Annotated in this window: 11 protein-coding genes and 1 pseudogene; 10 read left to right on the top strand and 2 right to left on the bottom strand. The window is 69.2% G+C overall.

All coding sequences use genetic code 11. The features are described from left to right. Together EK403_RS09765 and EK403_RS09760 are read right to left on the bottom strand one after the other, a co-directional pair. Nucleotides 1–333: cell division protein ZapA (locus tag EK403_RS09765; protein ID WP_245479616.1), on the bottom strand; the 333-nt coding region annotated here is incomplete at its 3' end. Between the two features lie 2 nt (nt 334–335). After that, the gene (locus tag EK403_RS09760; RefSeq protein WP_128777307.1) at nt 336–608 is read right to left on the bottom strand and encodes a DUF4164 family protein; all 273 of its coding nucleotides are present in this window, start codon (nt 606–608) and stop codon (nt 336–338) included. Nucleotides 609–886: 278 nt separating this feature from the next. Here EK403_RS09760 and tkt point away from each other — a divergent pair, with 278 nt between their 5' ends. The 10 genes and pseudogenes from tkt to EK403_RS23100 all read left to right on the top strand — a co-directional run. Next, entirely contained in the window at nt 887–2,875 is a 1,989-nt protein-coding gene (tkt, locus tag EK403_RS09755; RefSeq protein WP_128777306.1) for a transketolase, read from the top strand. 149 nt (nt 2,876–3,024) lie between these two features. Next, nucleotides 3,025–4,038, top strand: a complete 1,014-nt coding sequence (gene gap, locus EK403_RS09750) for a type I glyceraldehyde-3-phosphate dehydrogenase (RefSeq protein WP_128777305.1) — start codon at nt 3,025–3,027, stop codon at nt 4,036–4,038. A gap of 199 nt (nt 4,039–4,237) precedes the next feature. Continuing rightward, entirely contained in the window at nt 4,238–5,437 is a 1,200-nt protein-coding gene (locus EK403_RS09745) for a phosphoglycerate kinase (RefSeq protein ID WP_128777304.1), read from the top strand. Nucleotides 5,438–5,486: 49 nt separating this feature from the next. After that, the gene (locus EK403_RS09740) at nt 5,487–6,455 is read left to right on the top strand and encodes a class I fructose-bisphosphate aldolase (protein ID WP_128777303.1); all 969 of its coding nucleotides are present in this window, start codon (nt 5,487–5,489) and stop codon (nt 6,453–6,455) included. Between the two features lie 265 nt (nt 6,456–6,720). After that, nucleotides 6,721–7,359 (top strand): thiamine phosphate synthase, encoded by a 639-nt coding sequence (locus EK403_RS09735; RefSeq protein ID WP_128777302.1) that lies wholly within the window; start codon nt 6,721–6,723, stop codon nt 7,357–7,359. An 11-nt stretch (nt 7,360–7,370) separates the two neighbouring features. Further along, nucleotides 7,371–8,462 carry a tetratricopeptide repeat protein gene (locus tag EK403_RS09730; protein ID WP_245479615.1) on the top strand — a complete coding sequence of 364 codons (1,092 nt, stop codon included), beginning with the start codon at nt 7,371–7,373 and terminating at the stop codon, nt 8,460–8,462. A gap of 77 nt (nt 8,463–8,539) precedes the next feature. Next, on the top strand, nt 8,540–9,103 hold the full coding sequence (gene efp, locus EK403_RS09725; protein ID WP_128777300.1) for an elongation factor P: 564 nt from the start codon (nt 8,540–8,542) through the stop codon (nt 9,101–9,103). A 212-nt stretch (nt 9,104–9,315) separates the two neighbouring features. Then, nucleotides 9,316–9,891, top strand: a complete 576-nt coding sequence (locus tag EK403_RS09720) for an NADPH-dependent FMN reductase (RefSeq protein ID WP_128777299.1) — start codon at nt 9,316–9,318, stop codon at nt 9,889–9,891. Between the two features lie 173 nt (nt 9,892–10,064). Further along, on the top strand, nt 10,065–10,850 hold the full coding sequence (locus EK403_RS09715) for an inositol monophosphatase family protein (RefSeq protein WP_128777298.1): 786 nt from the start codon (nt 10,065–10,067) through the stop codon (nt 10,848–10,850). A gap of 97 nt (nt 10,851–10,947) precedes the next feature. Further along, nucleotides 10,948–11,324, top strand: a pseudogene (locus EK403_RS23100) (flagellar motor protein MotA); the annotation flags it as partial.

Genomic DNA, 11,324 nt, shown 5'->3' with positions numbered 1-11,324 from the left:
GCGCTGGAGCCGTTCGGCGGCGGCGGCAAGCTGGTCGGCGACGTCGGCGTGGCGGGCGTCGTACTGCTTGACGGCGTCGTCGCCCGCGGCCTGGAGCGCCGAGATCTCGGCCGCGAGCGCGTCGTTCCTGCGCTTCGCCTCGTTCAGTTCGTCGGCCATCATGATGGCCGTCATCACCGAGAGCCGGATGTCCCCGACCTCGCCGAATTGGCCCTTGAGCTGCCCGTGGCGCTCGTCGACCATGCGGCCGAGCGCGAGCAGGTGCTCCTCCTCGCCCTCGCCGCAGGCCATCTTGTAGTCGCGTCCGCCGATCTGGACCGTCACCTGCGCCATCGTCAGTCCGCCGCCTCTTCGAGCACGCCCCGGACCTGGGCTATCGCGACGTCGAGCCGGCGGGCGACCTCGGCGCGGCTCGCCTCGGAGGTCTCGGCCTGGGCCGCGGAGACGTCGAGCAGCTCGGCGAGGCGCTGGCGGTCGTCCGCGAAGGCGGTCAGCTCCTCCTCACGGGCGCGGGCCGCATCGGCGGCGTCGATCGCCCGGCCGACGGCGGCTTCCGCCGCCTCGAGCGCGCCATTCAGGCGCCTCAGCGCCGCATCGAGATCGCCCACCTCGGCCCCGAGCTTCCGCAACGGACGGAAAGCGCCGCCCTCGCAACATCTTGCGGATGGACTTTACGAGCCTCCTCGAAAAGCCGTCAATCGCCCAGAGCGCCCGTCCACTGGGCATTCGCGCGGGACAAGGTCCCGATGCGCGTATTGACTTGGTCCGACGCCTCCTTAAACGTCGCCGCCGCGACGACGGCCGTGTCCGGCCGTGATCGACCGCGTGCGCCGTTCGCCCGCGAAACCGCCGCGCCTGCCACGCCTCTCGATTGGACAGCCCTCCCATGACCGACGCCCAGACGACCCGCCGGATGGCGAACGCGATCCGCGCGCTCGCCATGGATGCGGTCGAAAAGGCCAATTCCGGCCATCCCGGCATGCCGATGGGCATGGCCGACGTCGCGACGGTGCTGTTCACGAAGATCCTGAAATACGACGCCACCGACCCCTACTGGATCGACCGCGACCGCTTCATTCTCTCAGCCGGCCACGGCTCGATGCTGCTCTATTCGCTCCTTCACCTCACCGGCTCGAAGGAGATGACGATCGAGGAGCTCAAGAACTTCCGTCAGGTCGGCTCGCGCACGCCGGGCCATCCCGAGCGCGGTCACACCGAGAGCGTCGAGACCACCACCGGGCCGCTCGGCGCCGGCATCTCGAACGCCGTCGGCATGGCGCTCGCCGAGCGGATTCTCGCCGCGCAATACCCGACCGTGTTCGACCACCGCACCTTCGCGCTCTGCTCCGACGGCGACCTCATGGAAGGCGTCAGCCAGGAGGCGATCGCGATCGCGGGTCACTACCGTCTGTCGAAGCTCGTGTTCCTCTATGACGACAACTCGATCTCGATCGACGGCGACACCTCGCTGTCGGACTCCGTCGACCAGGTCGCCCGCTTCAAGGCCTGCGGCTGGAACGCGGTCCGGGTCGACGGCCACGACGCGGACGCGGTCGAGGCCGCCATCAAGGCGACCGAGGGCTCGGACAAGCCGACGCTGATCGCCTGCAAGACGACGATCGGCTTCGGTGCGCCCAAGAAGGCCGGCACCGAGAAGGCCCACGGCTCGCCGCTCGGCGCCGAGGAGATCGAGGGCGCGCGCAAGGCGCTCGGCTGGGACTACCCGCCCTTCGAGATTCCGGACGATCTGCGCAAGCTCTGGCTCGAGGCCGGCAAGCGCGGCCAGGCGGCGCGCAAGGAGTGGGAGAAGCGGTTCGACGCTCTGGACGACGCGGTCCGCTCCGACCTCGAGCGCCGACTGCACGCCGACCTGCCCGACGAGTTCGCAACGGCGATGGCCGAGCACAAGGCGAAGCTGCTGGCCGAGCCGAAGGAGATCGCGACCCGCAAGGCCGGCGAGGCGGCGCTGACGGTCGTGAAGGCAACGCTTCCCGAACTCGTCTCAGGCTCGGCCGACCTCACGCCGTCCAACAACACGCTCACCAAGAACATGAAGGTGATCACGCCGACCGACTTTGGCGGCGACTTCATGCATTGGGGCGTGCGCGAGCACGGAATGGCTGGGGCCGTGAATGGCCTGGCGATCCATGGCGGGATCTTCCCCGTCGGGTCGACCTTCCTGGTGTTCTCGGACTATTGCCGCCCGGCGCTCCGACTCGCGGCGCTCATGAAGATCCGCATCGTGCACGTCTTCACCCACGATTCGATCGGCGTCGGCGAGGACGGCCCGACCCATCAGCCGGTCGAGCATCTCGCGGCGCTCCGCGCGATCCCGAACCTCAACGTCTTCCGTCCCTGCGACGCGATCGAGACCACCGAGGCCTGGGAAATCGCCGCCGCCTCCAAGCAGCGGCCGAGCGTGTTCGCGCTCACCCGGCAGAACCTGCCGCAGGCGCGGACCGACGCGAGCCAGAACCTGACCGCGAAGGGCGCCTACGAGATCGCGGCGGCCGACGGTCCGGCCGAGGTCAGCCTGTTCGCCTCGGGTTCGGAAGTGAGCCTCGCGCTCGAGGCCAAGAAGGCGCTCGACGCCGCCGGCGTGAAGACCCGGGTGGTGTCGGTCCCCTGCTTCGAGCTGTTCTTCGACCAGCCCGGCGCCTATCGCGCGGAAGTGATCGGCACAGCGCCGGTCAAGATCGCGGTCGAGGCCGCGATCCGGCAGGGCTGGGACGCCATCGTCGGTTCCGACGGCGGCTTCGTCGGCATGTCGAGCTTCGGCGAGAGCGGCCCCTACAAGGCGGTCTACGAGAAGTTCGGCGTCACGGCCGACGCGGTCGCGGCGCTCGCCAGGGAGATGCGCTCAACAGCGGCGTAAATGGCCTCCAGCACCAGATTTCATGCGCATTTGGGACGGCGCGCCTCCATATATGCGCGGCCGCTGCTTATGAATTGGGCGGCGGATCGACGGGAATGTGACGGAAGGGTCCGCGCAAGGGCGCGGCGACAGGCGAGGAAACCAAGAAAATGACGGTGAAGGTCGCGATCAACGGCTTCGGACGCATCGGCCGGCTGGTGCTTCGGGCGATCGTGGAGTCCGGACGCAAGGACATCCAGGTGGTGGCGATCAACGACCTCGGCCCGGTCGAGACCAACGCCCATCTGCTGCGCTACGACTCGGTGCACGGCCGGTTTCCGGCCGAGGTGACGGTCAATGGCGACGTCATCTCGGTCGCGGGCCACGGCGACCTCAAGGCGACCGCGATCAGGAACCCGGCCGAGCTGCCCCACAAGGAGCTCGGCGTCGACATCGCGCTCGAATGCACCGGCCTGTTCACCTCGAAGGAGAAGGCCTCGGCCCATCTCCAGGCGGGCGCCAAGCGCGTCATCATCTCGGCCCCCGGCGACGGCGTCGACATGACCGTCGTGTTCGGCGTCAACGCCGACAAGCTGAGCAAGGACCACATCATCGTCTCGAACGCGTCCTGCACCACCAACTGCCTCGCTCCGGTCGCCAAAGTGCTGAACGACGCCGTCGGCATCGAGCACGGCTTCATGACGACGATCCACTCCTACACGGGCGACCAGCCGACGCTCGACACCATGCACAAGGACCTCTACCGCGCCCGCGCGGCGGCCCTTTCCATGATCCCGACCTCGACCGGCGCGGCCAAGGCCGTCGGCCTGGTGCTGCCGGAGCTCAAGGGCAAGCTGGACGGCGTCGCGATCCGCGTGCCGACGCCGAACGTCTCGGTGGTCGACCTGAAGTTCGTGGCGAGCCGGCAGACCTCCGTCCAGGAGATCAACGACGCGATCAAGGCCGCGGCCGCGGGTCCGATGAAGGGCATCCTCGACGTCGTCGACGCCCCGCTGGTCTCCAGCGACTTCAACCACAACCCGCATTCGTCGAGCTTCGCGCTCGACCAGACCAAGGTGCTGGAAGGCACTTTCGTCCGCGTGCTGAGCTGGTACGACAATGAGTGGGGCTTCTCGTCCCGCATGTCGGACACGGCCGTCGCGATGTCGAAGCTGCTGGACTGAGCGCCGACGTCCGCGTCCCGGCCCCGAGCCGGGATCCATCACCACTGCGGCTGACTGCCGGAGCGGCGATCGCGCGATCCATATTCGCCGCCCGGCGGATATGGGCCCCGGCTGAAGGCCGGGACATGGGCGCGGAGGCCGTTCGCAGGTCGCGGCAAGAACAGCAAGCGGCCTAAGCGGCCGCGCCGGGGGAGACGCCATGACCGCCTTCAAGACCCTCGACGACGTCGACGTCGCCGGCAAGCGCGTGCTGGTGCGCGTCGACCTCAACGTGCCGATGGACGGCGCGCGGGTCACGGACGACACCCGCCTGAAGGCGATCGCGCCCACCGTCACCGAGCTCGCCCAGAAGGGCGCGAAGACGATCCTGCTCGCGCATTTCGGCCGGCCGAAGGGCAAGCGCGACGACAGCCAGTCTCTCAAGGTCGTGGTCCCGGCGCTCGAGAAAACGCTGATGCAGGACGTCCGCTTCGCCGACGACTGCGTGGGCGAGGCCGCCGAGTCTGCAGTCCGCAAGCTCGCGCCCGGCGACGTGTTGCTGCTCGAGAACACCCGCTTCCACGCCGGCGAGGAGAAGAACGACCCGGACTTCGCCAAGGCGCTCGCCGCGCTTGGCGACCTCTATGTCAACGACGCCTTCTCGGCCGCCCATCGCGCCCACGCCTCGACCGAGGGCGTCGCGCGGCTGCTGCCGGCCTTTGCGGGCCGCGCCATGCAGGCCGAGCTCGAGGCGCTTCAGAAGGCGCTGTCGGACCCGGAGCGGCCGGTCGTCGCGGTGGTCGGCGGCGCCAAGGTCTCGACCAAGCTCGATTTGCTCGGGAACCTCGTGAAGCGGGTCGACCATCTGGTGATCGGCGGCGGCATGGCCAACACCTTCCTGGCCGCTCAAGGCCTCGACGTCGGCAAGTCGCTCTGCGAGCGCGACCTGCTCGAGACGGCGCGCGAGATCGTCGCCAAGGCCAAGGAGGCCGGCTGCGCGATCGTGCTGCCGGCGGATGGGCGGCTCGCCAAGGAGTTCAAGGCCGGGGCCCAGAACCGCGTGGCGCCCGTCTCGGATGTCGGCCCGGACGAGATGATTCTCGATATCGGCCCCAAGGCGATCGACGAGGTCGCGGCCGTGCTCGAAAAGGCGAAGACGCTGGTCTGGAACGGACCGTTCGGCGCCTTCGAGATCGAGCCCTTCGACGAGGGGACGGTCGCCGCGGCGAGGAAGGCGGCGGAACTGACGCAGGCCGGCAGGCTGCTGTCGGTCGCGGGCGGCGGCGACACCGTCGCGGCGCTCAACCACGCCGGCGTCGCGGACAAATTTTCGTATGTCTCGACGGCGGGCGGCGCGTTTCTCGAATGGCTCGAGGGCAAGGAGCTGCCGGGCGTCGCCGCGCTGACCGCGACAAGATAGCGGTCGCGCTCTATAAAGGCCGCGAGCCCAACCGAACCCCGAGAGGACGATGAACGTCTCGACCCCGATCACCTCAGGCCGCCGCCTCGCCATCACGCCGCGCGTGCGCGAGATCCTGTCCTGGTACGAAAGCGACAACCCGGGGACGAAAGGCAACCTCGTCCGCCTGCTGATGACGGGCAAGCTCGCCGGCACCGGCAAGCTCGTCATCCTGCCCGTCGACCAGGGCTTCGAGCACGGCCCGGCGCGCTCCTTCTCGGTCAACGCGCCGGCCTACGACCCGCACTACCACTTCCAGCTCGCGATCGACGCCGGGCTCAACGCCTACGCCGCCCCGCTCGGCATGCTGGAGGCCGGCGCCGACACCTTCGCGGGCCAGATCCCGACCATCCTCAAGATGAACAGCGCCAACTCGCTGTCGCGCCTTAACGAGGACGCCGACCAGGCCGTCACTGCATCCGTGTCGGACGCTGTCCGCCTGGGCTGCTCGGCGATCGGCTTCACGATCTATCCGGGCTCCGACCGCGCCTACGCGCAGATGGAGGAGCTCCGCGAGCTCGCCAATGAGGCGAAGTCGGTCGGCCTCGCGGTCGTCGTGTGGTCCTATGCGCGCGGCGGCACGCTCGACAAGAAGGGCGAGACCGCGGCCGACGTCATCGCCTATGCGGCGCACATGGCGGCGCTGCTCGGCGCCCACATTATCAAGGTCAAGCCGCCGACCGACCACATCTCGCTCGACGCCGCCAAGAAGGCCTATGAGAAGGGCAAGATCGAGCTCGGCACGCTGACGGACCGCATCCGCGACGTTGTGAAGAGCTGCTTCAATGGCCGCCGCATCGTGATCTTCTCGGGCGGCGAGGCGAAGAGCGACGCCAACGCCGTGCTGGACGAGATCAAGCAGATCGCGGCCGGCGGCGCCTTTGGTTCGATCATGGGCCGCAACGCCTTCCAGCGCCCACGCGACGAGGCGATCAAGCTGCTCGACGACATCATCGAGATCTACGCCAAGGCGGCGTGATCCACGAAGCCGACGGGCCCTTAGGACCCTCTCGGAGCGTCGCGACGGCCCCCTCCACCGCTTCGCGGTCCCCCTCCCCCGCTGGCGCGGGTGAGGAGCAGACGGCGCCGCCTCGGATCCTCCTCCGCTTGCGGAGGAGGGGGACCATGCGAAGCATGGTGGAGGAGGCGAACGCCAAGACGTCGTCGCAAAGGCGCCGCCCCGCTTTCGCCACTTGGCGGCGGGAGAAGGCGCTAATCATCCTCCAGGCAGCCCATCGCGCACGATGCCCGACGCGCCCATCACACGCCTGATGCTGATCACGCCGGCTCTCGACGAGATCGACGCCTTCGAGGCGGCGCTCGAGGCCGCCGTCGCGGCCGGCGACGTGGCGGCGGTCGTGATCCGGCTCGCGCCCGCCGACGACCGCACGCGGCTTTCCCGCGCCAAGACGCTGGTGGAGGCCGCGCAGGCGGAAGGCGCGGCAGCGCTGCTCGCCGGCGACGGCGTGGAGGACCTCGTCGGCAAGTCCGGCGCCGACGGATTCCACGCCGACGACGCCGCGAGCGCCATCGAGGCGATTGAGCGGTTCCGGCCGGAGAAGATCGTGGGTTGCGGACCGCTGGTCTCCCGCGACGAGGCCATGGCGGTCGGCGAGGCCGGCGCCGACTACGTGCTGTTCGGCGACGATTTCGGCGGCAGGCCCTTCGCCGAGACGCTGGAGCGCGTCGCCTGGTGGGTGCCGATCTTCCAGACGCCCTGCGTCGGAGTCGCGCAGACGCTCGACGACGTGTCGGCCCTGGCCGGAGAGCGCGTCGAGTTCGCGGCTCTCGGCGAGGCCGTGTGGCGCCATGCCGAGGGTCCGGCCTCCGCGACCGCCATGGCGGGCTCGATGATCGCGCTCGCCAAGGCTCCGGCGCCGTGATGCGAGGCGTCGTGGCCGTCGCGATCGCCCTCGCGACGGCGGGCGCCGCGGTCGCGGCGGAGCCGCAGCCTCGGCAGCCGGGTCCGGGCGGCGCCCAGCCCTATCTGCCGATCCCGAGCTTTCGCGACATGATGGCGCCCCAGGCGCCCGCGCGGAGTTTGGAGCAGCGCGCCGAACCAGCGCCGGCGGCCGACGAGGACGGCCCTCCTGCCGATCCAAACGCCGACGTCGCCTTCGGCGCCTTCCAGCGCGGCCTCTACCGCAAGGCTTTCGCCGAAGCCACAAGGCGCGCCGATGCGACGCCCCCGAGCGCCGCGGCGATGACGCTCATCGGCGAGCTCTACGCCCATGGCTATGGAGTCGCGCGCAAGCCCGCCGAAGCGACGCGCTGGTATGAGCGCGCGGCGAAAGCCGGCGACCCTAAGGCGATGACGGCGCTCGCCCTCGCCAAGCTCGAGGGCGCGGGCACGGCGAAGGACGAGAACGGCGCCGCTGCCCTGCTCGCCAAGGCGGGCGATCTCAACGACGCGCAGGCGCTCTACAATCTCGGCGTGCTGCAGCTTGAGAAGCGCGGCGGCGCCAAGAGCGACGCCGACGCCGCGAAGCTGCTGAAGCGCGCCGCGGAGCTCGGCGAGGCCGCCGCCCAATACGCCTATGCGGTGCTGCTGAAGGAGGGCCGCGGCGTCGAGCGCGACCCCTCCGGCTCGGCCGAGTGGATGCGGCGCGCGGCCGAGCAGGACGACGTCTCGGCGCTCGTCGAATATGCGATCGCAACCTTCAATGGGAACGGCGTCGTCAAGAACGAGGCCGAGGCCGCGCGGCTGTTCCGGCGCGCCGCTGACCGCGGCAACGCGATCGCGCAGAACCGCCTCGCGCGGCTCTACGCCTATGGCCGGGGCGTCGACCGCGACCCGGTGAAGGCGGCGGCCTGGCACCGCCTGTCGCAGGCGCAGGGCCTGCAGGACGCGTGGCTCGAAGGCTTCGCCGAGACCATGAAGCCGGAGGACCGCGCGGCCGCCGACGCGATGATCAAGCGCTGGAGCGAAGCTTTCGGCCCGGTGGGCCGGCAGGCCCAGGCGGCCGCCGCTCCGCCGAAACCTTGACGTCGCGCGCCCGCGCGGGCAAACGAGCGCCCGACCCTACGCGCCCTTGAAGACCGTTTCCGGAAGAACCCCAAGCGATGAAGATCAACGGCAACCAGATCACGCCCGGCATGGTGATCCAGCACCAGGACGGGCTTTGGGCCGCGGTCAAGACCAACGCGGTGAAGCCCGGCAAGGGCGGCGCCTTCAACCAGGTCGAGCTCAAGAACCTGATCGACGGCCGCAAGCTCAACGAGCGCTTCCGCGCCGACGAGACGGTCGAGCGCGTGCGACTCGAGCAGAAGGACTTCCAGTTCCTCTACGCTGAAGGGACAGACTTGGTGTTCATGGACACCGACACCTACGACCAGATCACGCTGGCGAGCGACTTCATCGGCGAGCGCGCGGCCTTCCTGCAGGACGGCATGACGGTCACGGTCGAGATGCATGAGGAGCGCCCGATCGGCGTGAAGCTGCCGGACCAGGTGACGCTCGAGATCGTCGAGGCCGACCCCGTGGTGAAGGGCCAGACCGCCGCCTCCTCCTACAAGCCCGCCAAGCTCGAGAACGGCCTGCGAGTGATGGTGCCGCCCTTCGTCTCGTCGGGCGAGCGCATCGTGGTCGACACCAACGAAGTGACCTATCTCCGCCGCGCGGATTGAGCCTCGACACGCACGTCATCCCGGCCGAGCGGAGCGAGCGCTGGGATCGTCAGCCGAATGAGGCGCGGGTCCCCTCTCCCCTTGTGGGAGAGGGTTAGGGTGAGGGGTGTGGGCGGCGCCCCGTCCGGACCAGGCGCCGTCACCCCTCATCCGACCGGCGCTTCGCGCCGGTCACCTTCTCCCGCAAGGGGAGAAGGGAAGAAGGAGCGCCCATGCCCCTGACCTTCCCCGTCCTCTACGGCTCCGTGCGCACCGAACGGCAAGGGATTGTGCTCGCCAATCATGTCGCCGAGACGCTGCGCGGCCGGGGCCATGACGCGCCGCTGATCGACCCGCTGGAGCGGCGGCTGCCGCTGCTTGACAGGATGTACAAGGAGTACAAGGGCGACGCCCCGCCCGTGCTCGAGGAACTCGCGGCGATCTACAAGGCCGCGGACGGCTTCGTGATCGTCTCCGGCGAGTACAATCACGGCATACCGCCGGCGCTGAAGAATCTGCTCGACCACTTCCTGGAGGAGTATTTCTGGCGCCCCTCGGCCATCGTCAGCTATTCGGCCGGGGGCTTCGGCGGGGTCAGGGCCGCGATGCAGCTCCGGATGACGCTGGGCGAGCTCGGCATGCCTCCGATCCCGACGATCTTCGCCGTGCCGAAGGTCGGCCAGGCCTTCGGAGAGAACGGCGCGCCGGCCGACGAGCGCTTCGCGCAGCGCTTCGACAAGTTCGCGCGCGAGCTCGAGTGGTACGCAGAGGCCCTCAAGGCCAAGCGCGCCGAAGGCGTGCCGTACTGACGGCGTCGGGCGCGACGCCGAAGCTCTCTTCTCCCGCTTGCGGGAGAAGGTAAGGATGAGGGCGTCAGCGCGTGACGCCCTCTAAGACGGACCCTCACCCCTGCCCTTTCCCGCAAGCGGGAGAGGGGGCGGCCAGCCGCCAGCCCTATGATCCCCCGCACCGAAAGCCGCCGATGCCCCGTTCCCCCGTCATGCAGGTCATGGTCCAGGCCGTCACGAAGGCCGGCAGGGCGCTCCGCCGCGACTTCGGCGAGGTCGAGCAGCTTCAGGTCTCGATGAAGGGCCCGGGCGACTTCGTTTCCGCCGCCGACAAGCGCGCTGAGGAACTGCTCCACGCCGAGCTTTCACGCGCAAGGCCGGGCTACAGCTTCCTGATGGAGGAAAGAGGAACCGTCGCGGGGACCGATCCCGACCATCGCTGGATCGTCGACCCGCTCGACGGCACCACGAACTTCCTGCACGGCATACCGGTTTTCGCGATATCGGTCGCGCTGGAGCGCTCCGGCGTCATCGTCGCGGGCGTCGTCTTCAATCCCGTCACCGACGAGCTCTATACGGCCGAGCGCGGCGGCGGCGCCTTCATGAACGACCGCCGCCTTCGCGTCGCGGCGCGGCGCGAGCTCTCCGACAGCGTGATCGCGACCGGGATTCCGCATCTTGGCAAGGCGAGCCATGACCGCTTCCGCGAGGAGCTCGCCGTGGTGCAGGCGAAGGTTTCGGGCGTCCGCCGCTTCGGCTCGGCGGCGCTCGACCTCGCGATGACGGCGTCGGGCCGCTTCGACGGCTTCTGGGAGCGCAATCTGAGCGCCTGGGACATCGCCGCCGGCGTTCTTCTCGTGCGCGAGGCCGGCGGCTTCGTCTCGGATGCGGCGGGCCACGACAACATGCTGTCGACCGGCACGATCGTCGCCGGCAACGAGGCGATCCATGGCCAGTTGCTGAAGCTTGTGAAAGCTTAGGCCTCTTCCTCCCCGTCGTCGCCCGCCCGCCCTTTTGGCCGAAGTGAAACCGTGATCTATGGTCGGCGTATCCTGAAGATCCGCCGCCGGACGCACGATGTCCTTCACCGAGCTCGACCCCTACAAGCTGTCGTCGCCCCGGGTGTTCCTGCTCCGGATGGTGATCTTCCTCGCGCTCACGGGATTCGTGGCGCTGATCCTGAACCAGCAGATCAAGAGCGCCTTCCTCGCCAATCCGGGACTGAACTCCCTGATCTTCGCGGTTCTGGTGATCGGCATCCTGTTGAGTTTCCGGCAGGTGGTCCGGCTGTTCCCCGAAGTCCGCTGGGTCAACGAGTTCCGCATGTCGGAGCCGGGGCTCGCGCTGCGCGAGCAGCCGAAGCTGCTCGCCCCGATGGCGTCGCTGCTCGGCGACCGCATCAGCCAGGGCGCGACGATCGGCACCGCGCTGATGCGCTCGATCCTCGACTCGAT

The sequence above is a fragment of the Hansschlegelia zhihuaiae genome (assembly GCF_004103825.1).
Taxonomy (GTDB): Bacteria; Pseudomonadota; Alphaproteobacteria; order Rhizobiales; family Methylopilaceae; genus Methylopila; species Methylopila zhihuaiae.
The sequence above is the reverse complement of the archived record's forward strand: the minus strand, read 5'-3'. Positions and strand labels throughout refer to the sequence as shown.